Origin of the sequence: Qingshengfaniella alkalisoli (genome assembly GCF_007855645.1) — a bacterium.
GTDB lineage: Bacteria > Pseudomonadota > Alphaproteobacteria > Rhodobacterales > Rhodobacteraceae > Qingshengfaniella > Qingshengfaniella alkalisoli.
Map to the genome: position 1 here is coordinate 227,449 of NZ_CP042263.1, position 19,612 is coordinate 247,060.

Annotated in this window: 19 protein-coding genes; 13 read left to right on the forward strand and 6 right to left on the reverse strand. The window is 59.6% G+C overall.

The genetic code is table 11. The features are described from left to right. Window positions 1-40 precede the first annotated feature (40 nt). Complete coding sequence (locus FPZ52_RS14420) at window positions 41-1,330, reverse strand: ABC transporter substrate-binding protein (RefSeq protein ID WP_146366309.1); 1,290 nt, start codon at window positions 1,328-1,330, stop codon at window positions 41-43. A 97-nt stretch (window positions 1,331-1,427) separates the two neighbouring features. Further along, complete coding sequence (locus FPZ52_RS14425) at window positions 1,428-2,093, reverse strand: TetR/AcrR family transcriptional regulator (protein ID WP_168201373.1); 666 nt, start codon at window positions 2,091-2,093, stop codon at window positions 1,428-1,430. A gap of 106 nt (window positions 2,094-2,199) precedes the next feature. Between FPZ52_RS14425 and FPZ52_RS14430 the strand changes: the two genes are divergently transcribed. Beyond that, a complete protein-coding gene (locus FPZ52_RS14430) occupies window positions 2,200-3,438 on the forward strand; it encodes a Gfo/Idh/MocA family protein (RefSeq protein WP_146366311.1) in 1,239 nt (412 codons plus the stop codon). Here FPZ52_RS14430 and FPZ52_RS14435 read toward each other — a convergent pair. After that, the gene (locus tag FPZ52_RS14435) at window positions 3,435-4,199 is read right to left on the reverse strand and encodes a GntR family transcriptional regulator (RefSeq protein WP_146366312.1); all 765 of its coding nucleotides are present in this window, start codon (window positions 4,197-4,199) and stop codon (window positions 3,435-3,437) included. The two genes, FPZ52_RS14430 and FPZ52_RS14435, sit on opposite strands and share 4 nt — an antisense overlap. Window positions 4,200-4,373: 174 nt before the next feature. Between FPZ52_RS14435 and FPZ52_RS14440 the strand changes: the two genes are divergently transcribed. From FPZ52_RS14440 to FPZ52_RS14475, 8 genes are all read left to right on the forward strand, one after another. After that, complete coding sequence (locus tag FPZ52_RS14440) at window positions 4,374-5,273, forward strand: N-acetylmuramic acid 6-phosphate etherase (protein WP_146366313.1); 900 nt, start codon at window positions 4,374-4,376, stop codon at window positions 5,271-5,273. A 160-nt stretch (window positions 5,274-5,433) separates the two neighbouring features. Further along, on the forward strand, window positions 5,434-6,372 hold the full coding sequence (locus FPZ52_RS14445; RefSeq protein ID WP_240804473.1) for an ROK family protein: 939 nt from the start codon (window positions 5,434-5,436) through the stop codon (window positions 6,370-6,372). After that, window positions 6,369-7,103 carry a copper homeostasis protein CutC gene (locus FPZ52_RS14450; RefSeq protein WP_146366314.1) on the forward strand — a complete coding sequence of 245 codons (735 nt, stop codon included), beginning with the start codon at window positions 6,369-6,371 and terminating at the stop codon, window positions 7,101-7,103. Before FPZ52_RS14445 ends, FPZ52_RS14450 begins: the two co-directional genes overlap by 4 nt. Then, window positions 7,100-8,296 (forward strand): Gfo/Idh/MocA family protein, encoded by a 1,197-nt coding sequence (locus FPZ52_RS14455; protein WP_146366315.1) that lies wholly within the window; start codon window positions 7,100-7,102, stop codon window positions 8,294-8,296. The genes FPZ52_RS14450 and FPZ52_RS14455 overlap by 4 nt, the downstream gene beginning before the upstream one ends. 1 nt (window position 8,297) lies before the next feature. Beyond that, window positions 8,298-9,188, forward strand: coding sequence for a carbohydrate ABC transporter permease (locus FPZ52_RS14460; protein ID WP_146366316.1), 891 nt, complete (start codon window positions 8,298-8,300; stop codon window positions 9,186-9,188). Beyond that, complete coding sequence (locus FPZ52_RS14465) at window positions 9,185-10,027, forward strand: carbohydrate ABC transporter permease (protein WP_146366317.1); 843 nt, start codon at window positions 9,185-9,187, stop codon at window positions 10,025-10,027. Before FPZ52_RS14460 ends, FPZ52_RS14465 begins: the two co-directional genes overlap by 4 nt. Window positions 10,028-10,066: 39 nt before the next feature. Next, window positions 10,067-11,281, forward strand: coding sequence for an ABC transporter substrate-binding protein (locus tag FPZ52_RS14470; protein WP_146366318.1), 1,215 nt, complete (start codon window positions 10,067-10,069; stop codon window positions 11,279-11,281). A 55-nt stretch (window positions 11,282-11,336) separates the two neighbouring features. Beyond that, on the forward strand, window positions 11,337-12,470 hold the full coding sequence (locus FPZ52_RS14475; protein WP_146366319.1) for an ABC transporter ATP-binding protein: 1,134 nt from the start codon (window positions 11,337-11,339) through the stop codon (window positions 12,468-12,470). A gap of 42 nt (window positions 12,471-12,512) precedes the next feature. Here the strand turns inward: FPZ52_RS14475 and FPZ52_RS14480 are convergent, their stop codons facing one another. The 3 genes from FPZ52_RS14480 to FPZ52_RS14490 are packed head-to-tail and all read right to left on the reverse strand — an operon-like array spanning window position 12,513 to window position 15,546. Next, complete coding sequence (locus FPZ52_RS14480) at window positions 12,513-13,583, reverse strand: D-TA family PLP-dependent enzyme (RefSeq protein WP_146366320.1); 1,071 nt, start codon at window positions 13,581-13,583, stop codon at window positions 12,513-12,515. 12 nt (window positions 13,584-13,595) lie between these two features. Continuing rightward, window positions 13,596-15,044, reverse strand: coding sequence for a M81 family metallopeptidase (locus FPZ52_RS14485; RefSeq protein ID WP_146366321.1), 1,449 nt, complete (start codon window positions 15,042-15,044; stop codon window positions 13,596-13,598). Window positions 15,045-15,048: 4 nt separating this feature from the next. Next, complete coding sequence (locus FPZ52_RS14490; protein ID WP_146366322.1) at window positions 15,049-15,546, reverse strand: hypothetical protein; 498 nt, start codon at window positions 15,544-15,546, stop codon at window positions 15,049-15,051. 107 nt (window positions 15,547-15,653) lie between these two features. Here FPZ52_RS14490 and FPZ52_RS14495 point away from each other — a divergent pair, with 107 nt between their 5' ends. From FPZ52_RS14495 to FPZ52_RS14510, 4 genes are read left to right on the forward strand one after another with little or no spacing between them, the layout of a single operon-like run. After that, window positions 15,654-16,037: a RidA family protein gene (locus FPZ52_RS14495; RefSeq protein WP_146366323.1), complete on the forward strand. Its 384-nt coding sequence runs from the start codon at window positions 15,654-15,656 to the stop codon at window positions 16,035-16,037. Between the two features lie 4 nt (window positions 16,038-16,041). Beyond that, entirely contained in the window at window positions 16,042-16,917 is an 876-nt protein-coding gene (locus tag FPZ52_RS14500) for a MurR/RpiR family transcriptional regulator (RefSeq protein WP_146366324.1), read from the forward strand. After that, on the forward strand, window positions 16,910-17,701 hold the full coding sequence (locus FPZ52_RS14505) for an SDR family oxidoreductase (RefSeq protein WP_240804474.1): 792 nt from the start codon (window positions 16,910-16,912) through the stop codon (window positions 17,699-17,701). The genes FPZ52_RS14500 and FPZ52_RS14505 overlap by 8 nt, the downstream gene beginning before the upstream one ends. Continuing rightward, the gene (locus tag FPZ52_RS14510) at window positions 17,698-19,608 is read left to right on the forward strand and encodes a beta-N-acetylhexosaminidase (RefSeq protein ID WP_146366325.1); all 1,911 of its coding nucleotides are present in this window, start codon (window positions 17,698-17,700) and stop codon (window positions 19,606-19,608) included. Before FPZ52_RS14505 ends, FPZ52_RS14510 begins: the two co-directional genes overlap by 4 nt. Window positions 19,609-19,612 lie beyond the last annotated feature (4 nt).

Genomic DNA, 19,612 nt, shown 5'->3' on the forward strand with positions numbered 1-19,612 from the left:
CTTCTGCCGCCCATCTGTCATTTCAACATTCGTCACCACGTCAGGCCCGTTCCAGAATTTCCACGGCGTTATCGTAGTAGTCCTTCGCGCCATCCTCGACACTGATCTGCTCGAACGCGATGGCATCCCAGGCCGGGCGAAGGGCGCGGTCCAGTTCGCCTGCATTCTTCGGCGGCGGCGGCGGCAGCGCTCCGACATGGGTTGCCACGACGTTGAGGTAGTCGATGATCTTCGTCTCGGTGTCTGTCAGGTTCTCGATCAATCGCTCTCGAATGGAGGCATCACCAGACACACCCCGTTCAATTTGCAGGATATCGTTGGCTTCTGGATCGGTGACGAAGAAGTTCATCAACTCGGCAGCGGCTTCCTTGTTGGATGCGCTCTCGGCCATCGACATGAGCATCGACGGTTTGAGATACTGTCCAGGCTCGCCGCCGTCTTGGTTCGGGATCATCGTGATGTCGATTTCTTCTTCGACAAGGTTCTGGTTCGCCACCAGCTGGTTCGAGTGGATGAAGCCGAACAGGGAACGTCCGGTAACGAACATCGACTCTTCCATCTTCTGACTGGCATCCTGCGCCTGCACATCCGCAGGCGGAGTCAGCCCCTGGTCCTGAAGGTCTTTCCAGAAGGCGAAGAAGTCCTGCAGATCCTGCAAATCGTAGCCAAGCTGGCCATCATCGGTATAGAGCGCCTTGCCACGCTGGCGCACCCACACTTCCAGCCGCGGTTCCAGAGAGCCCATATTCTGGCTGAAATACATTCCTTCCGGCAGTTTGCCTTTCAACTCGTTGCCCATCGCGACAAAGTCGTCATTCGTCCAGCTTGTCGGGTCGGGCAATGCGACGCCCAGATTTTCAAGAATGGTTTTCTTGTAGACATGGGTCATCGAGTTCGCGCCGAGCGACACCCCGTAGAGGCTTCCATCAACACGACCCGATGCCAGCTGGTTTTCATCAAAATCATCGAGTTCCAGTTGCGCACCGATGAATGGGTCGAGGGCAGCCAACTGACCGCGGCGTGCATACTCGAAGATGAACCTGTAATCCATCTGTATAAGATCCGGCAGGTTGCGGCCCGCCGCTTGCGTCGCCAGTTTCTGCCAGTAGTCGCCCCAGCCATAGGTTTCCGGCACCACTTCCGCGCCGGTCTTTTGCATATACAAGTCTATGACTTCATTGGTGCGACGATCACGATCCGGATTCCCCCACCAGATCAATCGAACGGAATCGCCTGCCTGCGCAAACGCTCCGACCGACGCCAATGTGGATGCGGCTGCTGCACCACCCACCATACCGCCAAACTGACGGCGATTCAGTCTTACGCTCATCGTGTCCTCCCACAGCGTATGTCTGGAATGCGGCTTTGCGCCGTCTGTTCTTGCTGCCCCTGTCGTGCAAAGTAACCCATTGGTTACTTTGCGGCGCCTAAACACCAGAGGTCAGATATCCCAAGATCACCGAAATCGCATGTGATCTCCTCTGAATCATACTGTTAGGGGATTCCAGTTGTATGTCAAATATTACCGACAAGGTGTAGATGTTCGAAAAGTAGAAATAGCTCAACCCCGCTATGCTGATATAGAGTTGAACAGGGTCGACCCCCTTTCGGAAAACACCGGCGTCCTCCCCTTCGGCAAGCACCGCACCGATCTGGTCGATGATTGGCGAATGCAATTGCGGGATGTCCTTGAGCTGCCGGATGAACTCCGCCCGATGCATGTTTTCGTTGGACAGCAACCGAATAAACCAGGGGTTGCTGCGGAAATGATCAAAGGTGAACCCCACCAGCTTTTCCATGGCCGCAACGGGTGGCAGGCGCTTCAGATCAAGCGTTTTCTCTCGTTGACGAATGTCATGATACGCCTCCAGGAGAACCTGTTTGTACAGCTCCTCCTTATTGCCAACGTAGTGATAGAGCATCCGCTTGTTGCTGCCCGACCGATCCGCAATGCGATCAATCCTGGCGCCGTCGAACCCATGCTCGACAAATTCCTCTCGAGCGGCGTTCAGCACGGCGCGCCGCTTTTGCGCCGCCCTCTTATGGGTCGGCGTTGCACCCAGATCGAGCGTAACATCGTCCTTGTCTTGCACGCCACCCTCCAATCACTGCACCAAGTCATCATATGATTTGGTTGACAGCATTGCTCCATCTGGAAATAGTAACCGAGCTGTTATCCAGTTAGCAACGGAAAGCTCCATGCAGACTAACAAGAGAAAGCTCGCCATCGTCGGTACGGGCCACCGCGGCGCTGGTACCTGGGGGCGCGACGCACCCGCAACCTGTGCAGATGACGTCGAACTCGTCGGGTTATGTGACACGAACTCCGCCCGCCTTGCCGTCACGCGCGACCGCTTGGGTGCGGCCGATGCAGTGGCATCAACCGACCTGGACGAAATGCTGGACCGCGCGAAGCCCCATACCTTGGTGGTCTGTACACGCGACGATACCCACGCCGACATCATCGTGAAGGCGCTGGAATCAGGAATCGATGTCGTCACCGAGAAGCCCATGGCCACGACCGCCGAGGCCTGCCGGCGAATACTCGACGCCGAAAGGCGCACCGGACGTCACGTGGATGTCGCATTCAACTATCGCTTCGCACCCACATCGCGCAAAATCCGCGAGTTGCTGGCCGAGGGTCGGATCGGCAAGGTAAGTTCCGTCGATTTCCATTGGTATCTGGATACGCGCCACGGGGCGGATTACTTCCGACGCTGGCATGCGTACAAGAAAAATTCCGGCAGCCTTTTCGTCCACAAGTCGACGCATCATTTCGATTTGCTCAACTGGTTCATCGACAGCGACCCTGTCCGCGTTTTTGCGCAAGGCAGCTTACGGCGCTACGGGCGCGCAGGTGAGTTCCGTGGAACCCGTTGCAAAGGGTGCCCGCACGCGGATCGCTGCGAATTTCATCTCGACATATCCAAAGACCCGTGGCTGCACGCCTTGTATGAAGCGCCTTCCGCCGAGGATGGCTATGTCCGTGATGCCTGCGTGTTCCGCGAAGACATCGACATCTACGATACGATGACCGCCGAACTGCTATATGAGAACGGGGTGGAAGTGTCCTATTCCTTGAACGCGTTCATGCCGATCGAGGGATATCATCTGGCCTTCAACGGGACCAAGGGTCGCATCGAGGTGCGGATGTACGAAAAGCAGGCCTTTGACGCGCCCGTCGGAGAAGATGAAATCCTGATCCTTGGAACCGACCGTTCCGTCGAGCGGATCAAAGTCTCGCATGGTCCCGGCGGACATTTCGGGGGCGATCCGCTGCTTCACAAGAACCTGTTCGTGCCGGAGGCCGACGATCCGATGAACCAGCGGGCGGGCGCACGGGCGGGCGCAATGTCGGTATTGACGGGCGTTGCGGCGACGCGCAGCGCAGAAACCGGCCAGCCTGTCGACGTCCTGCCGCTTCTGGAAGCGGGTTAACCGTCGCTCAACCGAAGCTGCGCCACGAAATCGTAAGTATCGCCGCGATAGACGGAGCGGGTGAATTCCACCACCCGCCCCGATTCCAGGTAGGACGTCCGCTCGATCCGCAGTCCCGCATCGCGTTCGGCAACACCAAGCAAGCCGGCATCCGCAGCATTCAGATTGATTGCTGAAATCTTCTGAATCGCGCGAACCGGGCGAATCCCACGCCCGTCCAGTTCCGCATATAGCGAAGTTTCTACGGCAAACGGATCCGGCAGCAATTCGACCGGCAGGCTGGCTCGTTCAATTGCCAGTGGCCGCCCATCCGCACGGCGCAATCGACTGATACGCGACACGCGCTCGTCAAGCGACAAGCCCAGAGACAACGTTTCTTCCGGCGAAGGCGAAAACACACCCCGCTCAATCCATTCGGATTCGACCGTAAGCCCGCGTTGGCGCATGTCCTCGGTGAAGGAGGTCAATGCAGACAGCGATTGCTCCATCCGCGGCTTCTGTGTGCCCGCCACAAACGACCCCGACCCTTGGCGCTGAACAATCAGCCCCTTCTCGGCCAGTTCCCGGAAGGCTTTGCGGACCGTGACGCGCGACAGATTGGTCTTCGCCGCGATTTCCCGCTCTGCCGGCAAAGGGCTTTCCGGGACAAGCAACCCCTCAGAAATTCCTTGCTCAATCCGCTTGCGAAGTTGCAGATAGCGCGGCCCGCCATTGGGCAGAAGCCATGCCTCGGGCGCTAGAAAGGAGGTAATTTCAGTCATTCGCGATTAACCCTGTTGCGCCGTCTTCCGCAGCCGGAAATGGTTTGCTACCTTTACAATACCTTTCATTCACGTGGCGGCGTCAAGCCCTTTGCCCAAGAATGTCGAACAAATCGCTGTCACCTGTACAACTGGTCTTGCTATGGTCTCAGAAATCGAACGGAACGAACGCATATGACAGACAGGGTCACAGAGCAACTCAACCCCGCCTCTGCTGGTATCGACATAGTCGATCCGGTTGCGGCCCTCGACCGGCTGCAAGCTGCGCAGGAGCAAGCGCTTGCGTCCGTGCGGGCAGCACATGGTCAGATCGCTGCCGCCGCCGATCTTGCCGCCGATCGATGGAACCGGGGCGGGCGGCTCATCTATGCTGGCGCAGGATCGTCTGGACTGGCCGCAATTTCGGACGCGCTGGAACTGCCCGGCACCTTCGGATTGCCCCCGCACCGCATTGTTCCCCTGATGGCCGGTGGCATCCCGCAGGACGAAATGCCTGGCGATACAGAGGATTTTCTGGACGAAGACATGTTGTCCGATCTGCACCTTGCCCCTGCCGATTGCGTACTCGGCATCACGGCAAGCGGCACCACCGCGTTTACAACACAACTACTTGCTTCTGCATCGGAAATGGGTAGCGCGACCATCGCGGTCGCCAATAATGTCAGCGCCCCGATCTTCGAGTTCGCCGACATCTCGATCCTGTTGGAAACGCCGCCCGAAATTGTCGCGGGGTCGACCCGTATGGGTACCGGCACAGCACAGAAAGCGGCGATGAACATGTTCTCGACGCTGCTGGGCATCAAACTGGGGCATATCCACGACGGCATGATGATCAACCTGCGCGCGGACAACGCCAAGCTACGACAGCGCGCGGCGGGGATCGTCATGCGAATCGCGGATGTGGAAGTCGATGCGGCGGTCGCCGCGCTGACCATGACAGACAGTTCAGTGAAAGAGGCGGTGTTGTATTGCTTGGGGGTAACCGGATCCACTGAACGTCGGTTACTGCTCGACCGGCATAGGGGCATCCTTCGCGCGGCCTTGTCTGAGCTAGAGGCTGAGTCACCCGGTTAGATACCACTGAAATACCACCGAGGAGCGGAGGATTCCTGTCTTCGTGGTCGCAAGGGCCAGGATTTTATACAGCGCAACAGCCAGTTAAGGAATTTCAAGAAATCTGTTTACTCCGGTCCTATTTTGGTTACTGTTTGGTATTACTGAACAGGGGAATGCCGTGGCCGAAGATCTAGGGTCCATTTGCTGCTTCGATATCGGTGGGTCGTATATCCGCTACGGCGTGCCGTGTGCTGATGGCGATGTTGTCGAACAGGGCCGCGTGTCGACACCGACTGCGAGTTGGAAGGCCCTTGTCGCCGCCTTGCGCAACGCATGTGATGAGACCGATGCGCAGATCGCTTCACTGTCGCTTGCGGGGGCTTTCCCGCCCGATGGCGGAAGCGCGGATGTCGCCAACATCCCCTGCCTGAACGGGCGTGATGTCCAGGGCGATCTGGCCCGAGCAATGGGCTGCAAGGTTCTGGTGACCAATGACGCCGATTGCTTTGCCCTGGCGGAGGCGCATCTGGGTGCGGCGAAGAACCAACCTATCGTATTTGGTGCCATCATCGGCTCCGGCGTGGGTGGTGGCGTCGTCATCAACGGGGAATTGTTGCGCGGATTTGGCGGGATCAGCGGCGAGTGGGGGCATGGGCCGGTTCTCGATGCAACGCTCGGCGGGCTGTTGCCAGATACCGAACCCCTGGCCTGCGGATGCGGACAAAACGGCTGTATCGATGCGGTGTGCTCCGCACGCGGGATGGAAAAGCTGCACCTCCAACTCAACAACGACGCCCTCACCAGCCTAGAGATTACACGTAGGTGGAAAGCCGGTGACGCCCAAGCCACCCGCACCATCGACGTCTATACCCGATACCTTGCACAAAGCCTTTCCGTCATCGTCAACACGCTTGGGCCGCACATCATCCCGGTAGGCGGCGGGCTGTCCTCCGAACCAACGCTGATCGAGATGATCGACAGGCAGCTCCGCGAAATGGTTCTGGCGGATTTCGCGTCTCCGGTCGTGGTTCCTGGCCATCTCTCCGCGAATGGCGGTCTGGTCGGCGCGGGGATCGTCGCGGCACAACATCTGCATCACAAGGAGTCCGCGACATGAGTCTTCTTGAGGTCTGTGTGGACACTTATGACGACGCCCTGGCCGCGCGTGATGCAGGCGCCGACCGGCTGGAGCTATGTTCGGCCCTTGGCGTTGGGGGATTGACGCCGTCGATCGGACTGATGCGCAAGACGGCCGGCATCGGCATCCCTGTCTTTGCGATGATCCGCCCGCGCGATGGAAGTTTCACCTACGGACCAAACGATGTACAGATCATGCGCGACGACATCGAAGCGGCCAAGGATGCGGGGCTGGACGGCATCGTTACAGGCGCATTGACCGCCAATGGCGATCTCGATGAAACAGTTCTGGCCAAGTTGCTAGATCACGCCGCCCCCTTGCCCGTGACACTGCATCGCGCCTTCGATCTGGTTCGCGACCCCGAGACCGCGCTCGAGCGCGCAATTGCCCTTGGATTCAAGCGCATCCTGACATCCGGCCAAACAGCCGCGGCAACAGACGGAACCCCCCTTATTGCCGAGTTGATCACCAAGGCGGCCGGACGGATCACGATCATGCCGGGCAGCGGGATCAATCCTGCAAATGTCGAGCAGATCATGCGCCGGACCCGCGCCGCTGAGATCCATGCGTCCTGTTCCGCGATGGCGGGAGCGGTCGGCAAGTTGGTGGAACTCGGCTTCGTACCAGAAAGCGGTCACCGCGCGGTCGATCCCGCGCGGGTAACTGCCATGAAAAAGAAGATGCAAAACCTGCAGGAGAGTGTTCAGTGAAAGTCGGAATAGTCGGGCTTGGCGCGCGGATCTCGCATGTCGCCGCCCTGTTCAAGAAATCCAAGCCGGATTACCAGTTCGTCGCCTATTGCGACCCGACGCCCGCCGGGCTGGACTACCTTGAACAGCAAAGCGGCGACCGGCTGACATCGTATGACCGGTTGGATCAGATGCTGAAGGCCGAAAAGCTGGACATGCTGATGATCGGCTCGCCCAACCATTTGCATATCGACCATCTGCGCGACGCGCTGAAATCCGATGTGCCCTATATCTTCACCGAGAAGCCCGTGGTCATCGACGAAGACCAGACCTGGGAATTGCTCGAACTGATGCGCGACAATGGCGGGCATCGCCGCGTGATGATCGGACTCGTCCTGCGCTATTCGCCGCTCTACGTCGCGTTGAAAGATGTGCAGGCCAAAGGACAGTTGGGCAAGATCGTGTCCATCGAGGCGGCCGAACATATCGGCGCGTATCATGGCAGCTTCTTCATGCATGACTGGCGACGATACTCGAAATTCTCGGGCGGCTTCATGCTGGAAAAATGCTGCCACGACATTGACCTGTATCAGGGCGTCGTCGGGCAACGACCCAAATACATCTCCAGCTTCGGAGGGCGCAAAAGCTTTGTCCCCGAGAACCGTCCCGAAACCGCGCCCGATTTCGATGCGATCAGCGCAGAGGTGCTGGGCGGGGAAGTCACCCGCGTCAACCCGTTCCGCCCGCGCTGGGGCGGGGGCAATTCGGACTTTGAAAGCGACGGCGACATCATCGACTATCAAATCGCCAATGTAGAATATGAAGACGGCTCCGTCATGGCATTTCATTGCAACATGAACGTGCCCGATGAATTCCGTCGCTTTGCAATTATCGGCACGCGCGGCATGGCGGAGGGCGATTTCATCCGCAACACGTTCAAGGTCACGGACGCCTTCACGACGCGCACCCTGCAAGACAGCGCGGCGGTGTCCTCGACCGGCCGTGCCAATCATTACGGCGCGGATGACATGATGGCGCGCGATATTGCGGCGTTCATCGAAGACGGTGTTCCGCTCAAGGTGACAGTGCTCGACGCGCTTGAAGCGGGGTTGACCGCGATCAAGATGGATGAGGCACGGCTCGAACGCAAAGTCATAGACATGACAGATACATGGGCGAAGTTCGACAGCTTCGGCCTTAGGAAGGGCGATTGATATGGCGACCGCATCCAAGAAGACGGACTGGTTCCCCTATCTGCTGCTGATCCCGGCCAGTATGGTGACACTGATCATCGTGGCCTGGCCGCTGGCAGAAACGATCCGGCTGTCCTTCACCAACTCATCCATGAGCCCCGTCGAGAGTTATGTGGGATTTGAGAACTACCAGACCATGTTCTCGCGCCGCTTCCCCGAGGTGATCGCACGGACGTTCTACTGGATGGTGCTGTCGGTGGGGATCAAGATGGTTCTGGGCACGCTCGGGGCGGTCTTGCTGAATGCAGCAGTGCCGGGCCGGACACTCTTTCGCGTGCTGGTCATGCCGCCCTGGGTCGTGCCGATCGCCGTGGGCGTGTTCATCTGGGGCTGGATGTATAACGGCCAGTTCGGGATGATCTCGGGACTGGGCCAACGCATCGGCCTGTTGTCCGGCCCGTTCGAGTTTCTTGCCACGAAGAACTCCGCCTTCCTGTCCACCGTGGTTACGGATGTATGGATCGGAACGCCGTTGGTCACCGTCTACCTGCTGGCGGCGATGCAGGGCATATCGCCCGACCTGCACGAAGCGGCTTGGACGGACGGGGCATCACGCCTCTACCGGTTCCGCCGCATCACGCTGCCCCTGATCATGCCCGCGATTGCCACCATGTCGCTGCTATCGGCTATCTGGACGTTCAATTCCTTCGACATCATCTGGATCCTGACCGAAGGCGGTCCGCGCAACGCGACGACGACGATGATCATCGACACCTACAAGACCGCGATCAGTCGCTTCAAATACGGTGAAGGTGCGGCGCGCGCCGTGATGATCGTGATCTTCCTGTCGCTGTTCTCGGCCTTCTATTTCCTGATGATCTCCAAACTCGCCAAGCGGGAGCAAGACCTATGATCAACAAGTACCGCTGGTGGGAATATGTGCTGATCTACACGGGCATCGCGATGTTCCTGACATTCGTGCTGGCCCCGTTCGTCGAAGCCTTCGTCGTCTCGATGCGCCCGCTGGATGCGCTGTTCTCGATCCCATATCGCTTCATCACCGATGAGATGAGTTTTGACGCCTATTTCACCATGTGGAAGTCGGTGCCGCTGCTCTGGCGCTACATGCTGAACTCTTTCGGGATTGCGGCAGCTGTGACTGCGCTTGCCCTTTTGGCAATCATTCCTGCCGCCTATGCCTTCGCCCGGTTCGAATTCAAAGGCCGGGACACGCTGCTGGCGGCATTCCTTGCAGTGAACATGGTGTCGGGCGCCGTTCTGATCATTCCGCTTTACAAGGTGATGCAGCAGCTTGGCCTTCTGAACACCTATTTCGCGATGATCGCGCCGGGCACAGCTTTCGTGATCCCCACCGGGATCTGGCTGCTGCGGTCCTATCTGATGCGTATTCCCCGCGAATTGGAGGAAGCCGCGCTGGTGGACGGTGCCGGGCGCATCTACACGCTGATCCGGGTGATCATCCCCGTTGCGCTTCCGGGCATCATGGTCGTGGCCATCGCCACCTTCATCACCGCCTATGCCCAGCAATTCCTGTTCGCGTTGACCTTCAACTCGACCAACGCGCTCAACCCCCTTCCGGTCGGGCTGTTCCAGTTCTTCGGGCGTCAGGACGTCGTCTGGAACGAGCTCATGGCCGCAAGCCTGGTCGGCATCCTGCCGGTGCTGATCGTCTATGTCTTCCTCCAGAAATACATCGTTGCCGGTCTGACGGCAGGCGCGGTGAAGGAGTAAGGCCGAATGTCTCCAACCAATCCAAACAGGGAGCTAAGAATGAGACTGACTGCAACCCTTGGCGCTAGCGCCATCGCGCTGAGTGCGGCCGCAGGCGCCGCATCAGCCGAAGATCTGCACATGATCGTCTGCGGCGACGACACCGGCGCAGGCATCCCGAAGCAGGCCGCACTGATCGAGCAGTGGGAATCGGAAAACGAAGGTTTTGACGTCACCGTGGAATTCGTTCCGTGGGGCCAGTGCCAGGAAAAATCCACGACGCTTGCTGCCGCGGGCAACCCGCCTGCCATCGCCTATATGGGCTCGCGCACGCTGAAGCAGCTGGCCAAGAACGACCTGATCGTTCCGATGGAACTGACGGATGAGGAAAAGGCCACCTATGCCGCGCCGATCCTCGGCACCGTGACCTGGGACGGCAAGGTGTGGGGCGTGCCGCGCGCGTTCTCGACCAAGGCGCTGTTCTACAACAAAGATCTGTTTGAAGCCGCCGGTCTGGACCCGGAAGCCCCGCCCACCACCTGGGACGAGATGTATGAGGCCGCCAAGGCCATCAAGGACAACACGGAAGCCGACGGCTTCGGTCTGGCCGCCGCGTCCTTCGACAACACGATGCACCAGTTCCTGAACTACGTGTACACGAATGGCGGCGCCGTTATCGACGAGAATGGCGAGATCGTCTTCAACTCGGAAAACAACGTCCAGGCGCTGGAATTCTATGGCAAGCTGGCCGAAGTATCCCAGCCCGGCCCGGTGGCCTATGACCGCGCCAAGCTGACGCCGCTCTTTTCCGAAGGCCAGATCGGCATGCTGATCAGCGGTCCGTGGGTTCGTAGCGACGTGGGCGACCAGGTGAATTACGGCATCGCGCCCATTCCGGTCGGTCCGATGGGTGGCCCCGGCACGCTGCTGATCACCGACTCGCTGACCGTGTTCAAGGGCTCCGGCATGGAAGATCAGGCCCGCGATCTGGTGAAACTGCTGACCAACCCTGACAACCAGGTGGAATTCGAGATCGGCGAAGGCTTCACCCCACTGCGTCCCGATCTGCCGCAGGTTGCTGAACTGGTTGCTGAAGATCCAAGCTGGGAACCCTTCCTCGCCGCGATCCCGACAGGTGGTCCGGAGCCGTTCGTAACCGACTATGTCGGCATGCAGGACGCGATCAACGAAGCGGTTCAGGGCGTTGTTCTGGGCGAAGTCGATGCTGCCGAAGCCATCGAATACGCCGCTGAGATGCTCGAAGACTACAAGTAAGATACAGCAGCGCGCCTCCCGTCCCTCGGGGGGCGCGCCCGAAAGGAAATGAAAGATGGGGCAACTTGAACTCGCTGGCGTCCGCAAATCCTTCGGCACGGTCGAAGTGATCAAGGGCGTGTCGCTGGATGTGGCGCACGGAGAATTCGTCGTCTTCGTCGGCCCATCGGGCTGCGGCAAATCCACCCTCCTGCGCATGATTGCGGGGCTGGAAGAAATCACGGACGGCGAGGTGCGTATCGACGGTTCGCGGGTCAACGACCTGCCCCCGGTGAAGCGTGGGATCTCGATGGTATTCCAGTCCTATGCGCTCTATCCGCATATGAACGTCTATGAAAACATCGCCTTCCCGCTGCGCGTGGAAAAGATGGACAACAAGACGGTGGAAGAAAAAGTCCACCGTGCATCGAAGATTCTTCATCTCGACGAGCGGCTGAAACACAAGCCCGGGCAGCTCTCGGGTGGGCAGCGCCAGCGTGTGGCCATTGGCCGTGCCATCGTGCGGGAGCCGTCCGTGTTCCTGTTCGACGAGCCGCTGTCGAACCTTGACGCGGCGCTTCGTGCCGAGATGCGGGTAGAACTTTCCAAGCTGCACTCGGCGCTTGATGCGACAATGATCTACGTCACCCACGACCAAGTCGAGGCCATGACCATGGCCGATCGCATCGTCGTGTTGGATGGTGGCCAGATCGCGCAGGTCGGCACGCCGCTGGAACTTTACCACAAGCCGTCCAACATCTTTGTCGCAGGCTTCATCGGCAATCCGAAGATGAATTTCATCAAGGTGAAATGCACCGCCAGTAGCGATGCGGGCGTGACTGTCGAACTGCCGAACGGCGCGCAGATGACAGTGCCGGTCGATGCCAGGGCCGGGATCGAAGGTCAGGCACTGACCCTGGGCATCCGACCGGAGCATGTAAAATTCGGCGAAGGCGACGCGCGCTTGCAGGCAGTTCCGTCAGTGATCGAACGTCTGGGCATCCACACGGTTGTCTATACGCAGATCGATGAAAGTGAAGGAACCTTTACGGCCCTTCTGGAAGGTAGCGCACCTGCAAAAGCGGGCCAGGCCATCGATATCGGTCTGAACGCTGGTGACTGCCATCTGTTCGATGAAAGCGGCGTCGCGTTCGAACGGCATATCCCGTTGACGGAAATCGACCCGTCGCTTCTAACAGCGGCCTCCTGATCGCCGGACTGCCCGCCGACACATCGCGGCGGGCAGAACTTCCTACCAGACCGTGCCGCGCGCGGCGACGTCTTCGATACGCGTTACCATCCCGTCACGGTGAAAGACCATGCGGTCGAACAGGTTTGTCACCACGCAAGTATGGTTCGGAATGACACGAAGCAACTCACCGATTTCGGGTTTGTCTTCACATGCGCTGAGGTCGATCACGCCATGCTCTTCGCTCAACGATACGATCCGCGCGTCGGGATATCCGCGGATATAACCGAAGTCCGTAAAGCCGATCAGATCCTGTGTCAGTGTCTTGGACCCCGCATCGATCACTGCACGATCCGCCGTCGGTCGCGACACAACCGTCGTCAGGATGTTCATGGCGCAGTCGTCAAAGGTACAGTGCCCCTCGCGCACCATCGACCGGTCGTTATACACATAGGTGCCCGCGCGGTGCTCGGTGGCCGACGGCACCAGGTGAGCATTGAACAGCGACGGCGAACCGCCGAAGGTCCGGATCGGGCAATCAATGCCCTTCTCGGCAAGCTTGGCCATGGTTTCGGTAAAGAACCTCTCGGCCACGGGCTCCCCGCCCGATTTCGGCGGGTAGGTCATCAGCCCCATGAAATTCAGCCCGCCGCTTTCATGGATATGCATGGCAAGCGCTACGGCCTCATCGGGTGTCTGGACACCGTTGCGCTTGGCCCCCGTGTCACATTCGACCAGAACGTCGAGCGGTTCGTGCCCCGTAAATGCCGCCGACAACCCGTCCACGACCACTTCGTTGTCTGCGACAACGCGCAGCTTGATCGTGTCATTCAATGCGCGAAGACGCTCAAGGCGCTCGCTGCCCATGATGTTGAAGGTGATCAGGATGTCATCGAAGCCTTCTTCGGCAAAGACCTCCGCCTCGCTTACCTTCTGGCAATTGATTCCCCTGGCGCCCGCCGCGATCTGGAGCTTGGCGACAGAGGGCAACTTGTGCGTCTTGATATGCGGTCGGAAATCGCGGTCCATCTCGTCGAAATAGGCCTGAACCCGCGCGATGTTGGTGGCCATCACGTCTTCGTCGACCACGGGAATGGGTGTCAGCAGGGTGTCTATCTTCTGTCCGATTTTCATTGTGGTCCCCTGTTAGGCTGTCTCTTGAATGGGCCAGATATCGCGGCGTGCCAAGCGATAGGGCGTGCACCGCGGATCATTGGGATAGGGCGTGCCCGCGCTGCAATACAAGATCTCCGTCGCGATGGGCGCAAAGGCCGCGTGGAAATGATTGGTGGATTTCACCACGAGGATATCACGCATCGCCGGATCAATCCCGAAGATGGTGAACAGCGACGGGTCAAAGCACTGTGCACGGGTGGAATTGAGGATCACCTCGATCCCGTCCAACCGGATCAGCGTCGCGTCACCGATGGGTACGTCACTCGCCCCGAATTTCTGTTGCGCAGATTTCAGGTTACGGACGACCTCGACCCGCGCATCGATCGGATTGCCGGTTCCCGGCGCGGATTTGGCACCCAGACGCAGGTCCAGCACCGCCCCCTCGCCCGCCGCATGACAGATCTGCACGGCCACCGGGTCCCAGATCGACCCGAACGCGATGTTGGTCAAGTTCCGGTCCATGGCGTCTTGCAAAATCACCGTCGCGTCGCCTGCCGTGCCGCCCCCCGGATTGTCCCACATATCGGCAATCACTACTGGCCCCTTGAGCGCAGCCGCCTTGTCCAGCGCCTCGGCCGGGGTCAACTCGGTGCTGCGCGACTGACCGCGCATGGCGAACAACTCCTGCCCCAGCTCATCGGCCAGCGCCTGACCCGCCGCAGCATCGTCGTTCGTGACGACCAGAAGCTTGGTCCCCATCTCCGGCACGTCGCCCGCCATGAAACCGTGAACCGTGGAAATGGACAGCACTTCGGCACGGTCCCGTTCCAGAGCAAACATGCGATCCACGAAGCTCCGCATCGGCTGGTTAGAGGTGGGGAATACGTCGATCATGACGCAGTCATGAATGGACATGACGGGACGCACCTTGCCTTGCAACATGTCACCGAGCAGAGCCCATGCGTCTTCGGCACGGTCAACGAAATCGGTGTGGGGAAACTCCTTGAAGTAAATCAACGCATCCGCAGCCTCAGCACGCCTTTGGGTCAGGTGGGAATGGGGATCAAGCGTCGCGATCAGGGGTGTATCAGCACCAATCACCGCGCGGATACGGCTGAGAAGATCGCCTTCGGGATCGACATAGCCTTCCGCCACCATCGCGCCGTGCAGACCGATGACCACACCGTCGACGGGCATGGCGCCCTGAAGCTGGTCAAGAATTTCGTCGCGCAGCAATTCATAGGTCCATTTTGCAACCAGACCCGCCGGGTCGGCCCAAGCGCTGGTGCCTTCGATCAACTCCCACCCCTTCGCCCTGCAATGGGCGCGACCGACCGGAATCACCGCCGTGCATAGTGTGGGCGTCTCGGGATGTTCGCCCGGCCGTGCAAGCAGCGACGCGGCGAAAGCCCGCAGATCAATGCGGATGGGCGAAAATGTGTTGGTTTCTGTCGCCAGCGCGGCGGTAAAGATGCGCATGGGATCAACCCATCGGGTTGGGAAGATAGCCGACGAATCCGCTGATCTTCCAACGACCGTCCACGCGCTTGCAGTGATAAACCGTCTGCCACAGCATCCGGTCAAAGCCACCATCTTTCAACGCGATGGTTCCGTCGAACTTCTTGTGTGCGATCGCACGATCACCGCTGATTTCAATGTCGCGCAGGACTGTGTTGCGGAAAATGGCTTCGGTCAGATCCTCGGCGAATTCGGTGGCCTGCGACGCCTGCGCCTGCCGCAGCCATTCATCGCGATATGTCGCGAGATCGGGGAAGCCCATCGTCCAGTGATCGGGGTTCGCGGTGCGGCGACCATCGATGCCGTAGAACTCATTCTCGACAAAATCATCCTTCACAAGCGTCCAGTCCGCATTGACGAAGGCCGTGATGTCACGGGCGACGAGCATCTCCCAAATGGCGGCGCGATCCGGGTCGCCTTCCGGAAACGGGTTGCGCGAAGAAAGTCCGGTGGCTTGCGACATTATGAAACTCATTTTCGTTCAAGGTTACGATTGACGCAATTCTTGGACATATCTACCGTGTATGTCAAACATTCCGAAAATTGTTTTCACATGAAGGAGCGACAGACATGACTATCAAACGCTATGGCGCAGAAAAATCCGGTGCGGGCGGCCAAAACCTTCCCTTTGCCCGCGCGGTCGAGGCGGATGGCTGGCTGCATGTGTCGGGACAGGTTGCCATGAAGGATGGCGAGATCGCCGGCACAGGGATCGTCGAGCAAACCACGGTCGCCATCGAAAACCTGATCGCCATTCTGGACGAGGCCGGATACGGCGTTGAAGACGTCGTTCGTGTCGGCGTCTGGTTGGACGATCCACGCGATTTCTGGTCCTTCAACGGCGTCTACAAATCCTATTTCGGCGAGCACCCCCCCGCGCGGGCCTGCGTGCAGTCCTCGCTGATGGTGGATTGCAAGGTCGAAGTCGACTGCATCGCTTACAAGAAGAAGTAGCACATTGGCCGACCTCCTCGCCCGATTGCAGACATTGCGCGGCTCGCTGTCGAAAGGCGAGCGGCAGCTTGACGAGGTAATCACCAGTGACGCCGCTTTCGCGGTGAATGCGTCGATCACCGAATTGGCTGCGCGGGCGGGGGTTTCACCGGCGACGGTTACGCGGTTTGCCCGGCATCTGGGCTGTGACAGTTTCACCGCGCTGAAGGTGCAACTGGCGCAGGCCATGTTCGTGGGGCAGCGGTATGTGTCGCACGCTGATGCAAACATGACCGCACCAGACGTGATCAGCATCGCCGAACAGGTCCATCACGCCGCACAACAAGCGCTCTCGGAAACGCGAGACGAGCTTTCGCCAAAGGCCATTCAGACGGCGGCGGAACGCATCGCGTCGGCGCGGCTCGTGGCGTGCTTCGGCTCCGGCGGGGCATCGTCGATGATCGCGGCAGAGATACAAAACCGGCTGTTCCGCTTGGGTCTGGCGGCGAACTCCAGCACCGACCACCAGATGCAGATCATGCAGGCGGCAACCCTTGCGCAGGGAGATGTCGTCGTGGCCGCATCGCTTTCGGGGCGCAATCAGGAGTTGGTCAAGGCACTGCACGCGACCGGGGAATACGGAGCTTTCCGCATCGCCCTGACCCGCCCTGACCGGCCTGTCGCGGAAGCCGCAGACCTGCTGATCGCCATCGATCATCCGGAACATGGTGACATCCTGCGCCCCACGGCCAGCCGCTACGCGTTCCTTCTGGTGACCGACCTGCTGGCAACGACAGTGGCACATCTGCGCGACACGCATGCGCGTGAATGCCTGCGCCGTGTGAAGCTAAATCTCGCGCTGGGACGCGACACCGACGACAAGGAGGCACTGGGTGACTGAAAAATCCGTGGCAATCGTAACCGGCGCAGGGGGGGACATCGGGCGGGCCATTGCTGCCGCGCTGGCAAGCACGCACCACATCGCCGCAGTCGACATCGACCGTCCCGCAGCACAACGCACGGCAGCCGCTCTGCACGCGCAGGGCGGACAGGCCAGCATACATCAGTGCGATCTGACCGATGCAGGTGACCGCGCGCGACTGGCGACTGAAATTGCTGACATTGGCACGGTCGGCCTGCTGGTGAACAATGCTGGCGCGGCGCAGGCGCTGAGCCTGCATGAACTGACGGCAGAAGCGCTCCACGCCGATATCGCGCTGAACCTTGAAGCCGCCATCAATATGTTCAAGCAGTTCGAGGGCGATCTTAAACAAGCCGGTTGCGTGATCAATATCGCCTCGGTCAACGGCATGGCGACATTCGGGCATCCCGGCTACAGCGCGGCAAAGTCCGGGCTGATCCATTTCACCCGAATGCTCGCCGTCGAATACGGGCGCTACGGGCTACGCGCCAATGCGGTTGCGCCGGGGACCGTTCGGACACAGGCTTGGGAAGACCGTCAGGCGAAGAATCCGCAGGTGTTCGAGGACGCCGCACGCTGGTATCCGCTGCGCCGCGTGGCTGATCCTACCGATGTCGCGGCCGCCGTTGCCTTTCTGGCCAGCCCATCCGCAGGCGCGATCACCGGCGTATGCCTTCCGGTCGATTGCGGCCTGACCGCAGGATCACCACCCCTGCCCGCAACTTTCACGCAAACCAACGACTTCACAGGGAACGACACATGACCGATCTGCGCCTGGACACGCGCTTCATCGCCAGCGACACACCGGAGAAGGCCCGATTTGAATTCAAGCTCTACAATCTGGGCAGCGAAACACTGACCGGTTTCAAATTCGCCTATGCCGCTCTGACGCGGATCAGAGACGGTGCAAAGATCGAGAACGCAACCTTTCTGCGCCGTTTCGCGAACTTCCATGAATACGCGGCGCCAGAGGCACTGACCCTCGCGCCCGGCGAGGCCTGGAGTTTTGCTATCGAAGGATTGACCCATCTGCCCAAGCATCGTCTGGACGGCCCGAAATCCGCCTATCTGACGAATACAGAAGGCGCCGTTATCCCCTGCGAGGTTGGCGATCTGGCGCTGGTGGGCGGCGCGGATACGGGTGAGCTTCGCCATGTCCCTGAAGGTAAAGCCCTGCTGCCGCTAGCGATCCAGCCATGGCCGAACATGGTCTCGGTCAGCAAATTTCAAACCGCGCGCCCCTATGTCCCTGCAAGCGACGCCACCGACGCTCAAAGGCAGGCCATGGCCGCCACCTCGGCGCTGGCGAAGCGACTGTTCCCGATCGCTCAAACACCCTTCCGGCTGGATGGCGAAAACGGCATCGAGGTTATATTCAAATCCGGTAACTTCCCGAAATCCGGCTATAGCCTGCAATTCGACGCGGAGCGTGTCACGCTGGGCTATGGCGATGCGTCCGGCCTGTCCTACGCGCTCACCGTTCTGGCACAGATGCATCATGCGGCCAGTCTGGACCCAGATACCTTCGAACTGCCCGCGAACGGTCAAATCGAGGATGCGCCGCGCTACGGCTGGCGGGGGTCGCATCTGGACGTATCACGCCATTTCTGGGACACGGACCAGGTCAAGCGGTTCCTCGACATTCTGGCATGGAGCCGGATGAATATTTTCCAATGGCACCTGACAGATGACGAGGGCTGGCGGATCGAGATCAAAGCGCTGCCCGAACTGACGCAGGCTGGCGCGCGTCGAGGGCCGGATTGCGAAATGATCGGGCAGTTGGGTCATATCGAACGGCACTACGAAGGCCATTACACTCAGGACCAGATCCGCGAAGTGGTTGCCCATGCCCAATCGCTGCATATCGACATCATCCCCGAGATTGATATCCCCGGTCACTGCACCGCCGTTCTTGCCGCCTATCCGCACCTTCGTGACCCGAACGAACCGGAAGACAATTATCGTTCCGTTCAGGGCTATCCCAACAACGCGCTGAACCCTGCGATGCCGGAAACCTTCGAGTTTCTGGAAACCGTCTTCGCCGAGGTCGCGGAATTGTTCCCCGCCAGCCATATTCATGTCGGCGCGGATGAGGTCGACAAGGCCTCCTGGCAGAAATCGCCGTTAGCGCAGGACATGATGAAAGATCGCAACATCGAAGCGGGCACGATGGGTCTCCAGGCGTATCTTTTGAGGCGCGGTCAGGAAATACTGCGCCGGTTGGGCAAGAACCTCGCCGGATGGGATGAGGTCAGCTATGGCGGCGGCATCGATACCGATGGCGCATTGCTGGTCGCGTGGCAAAAGCCCGAAGTGATCCGCGAACTGGTCCGGCAGGGCTATGATGTAATCGCCAGCCCCGGTCAGGCCTATTACATGGACATGGTGCAGGCCAGCGGATGGAATGAACCCGGCGCAGGTTGGGCAGGCGTGGCTACCCCTGAACACAGCTACACCTATGAAGCCATCGAAGGACTGACCCCGGAGGAAGCTGCCAAGGTCAAAGGTGTGCAAAGCTGTATCTGGGGCGAGCACCTGATTTCTACCGCGCATTTCAACTACATGGTGTTCCCGCGCATCTTCGCGGTGGCCGAGGCCGGATGGACGCAGCCCGACAACAAGGACTGGATGCGCTTCTGCGCGATCTGTCGTCAGATGCCCCAACTTTGAGGAA

Coding starts and splice junctions, on each gene's coding strand:
- FPZ52_RS14480 (WP_146366320.1), bottom strand. CDS start 13,583: ATGAAAATCGGACAGAAGATAGACACCCTGCTGACACCCATTCCCGTG.
- FPZ52_RS14495 (WP_146366323.1), top strand. CDS start 15,654: ATGACTATCAAACGCTATGGCGCAGAAAAATCCGGTGCGGGCGGCCAA.
- FPZ52_RS14440 (WP_146366313.1), top strand. CDS start 4,374: ATGACAGACAGGGTCACAGAGCAACTCAACCCCGCCTCTGCTGGTATC.
- FPZ52_RS14490 (WP_146366322.1), bottom strand. CDS start 15,546: ATGTCGCAAGCCACCGGACTTTCTTCGCGCAACCCGTTTCCGGAAGGC.
- FPZ52_RS14510 (WP_146366325.1), top strand. CDS start 17,698: ATGACCGATCTGCGCCTGGACACGCGCTTCATCGCCAGCGACACACCG.
- FPZ52_RS14430 (WP_146366311.1), top strand. CDS start 2,200: ATGCAGACTAACAAGAGAAAGCTCGCCATCGTCGGTACGGGCCACCGC.
- FPZ52_RS14450 (WP_146366314.1), top strand. CDS start 6,369: ATGAGTCTTCTTGAGGTCTGTGTGGACACTTATGACGACGCCCTGGCC.
- FPZ52_RS14475 (WP_146366319.1), top strand. CDS start 11,337: ATGGGGCAACTTGAACTCGCTGGCGTCCGCAAATCCTTCGGCACGGTC.
- FPZ52_RS14465 (WP_146366317.1), top strand. CDS start 9,185: ATGATCAACAAGTACCGCTGGTGGGAATATGTGCTGATCTACACGGGC.
- FPZ52_RS14485 (WP_146366321.1), bottom strand. CDS start 15,044: ATGCGCATCTTTACCGCCGCGCTGGCGACAGAAACCAACACATTTTCG.
- FPZ52_RS14420 (WP_146366309.1), bottom strand. CDS start 1,330: ATGAGCGTAAGACTGAATCGCCGTCAGTTTGGCGGTATGGTGGGTGGT.
- FPZ52_RS14460 (WP_146366316.1), top strand. CDS start 8,298: ATGGCGACCGCATCCAAGAAGACGGACTGGTTCCCCTATCTGCTGCTG.
- FPZ52_RS14470 (WP_146366318.1), top strand. CDS start 10,067: ATGAGACTGACTGCAACCCTTGGCGCTAGCGCCATCGCGCTGAGTGCG.
- FPZ52_RS14435 (WP_146366312.1), bottom strand. CDS start 4,199: ATGACTGAAATTACCTCCTTTCTAGCGCCCGAGGCATGGCTTCTGCCC.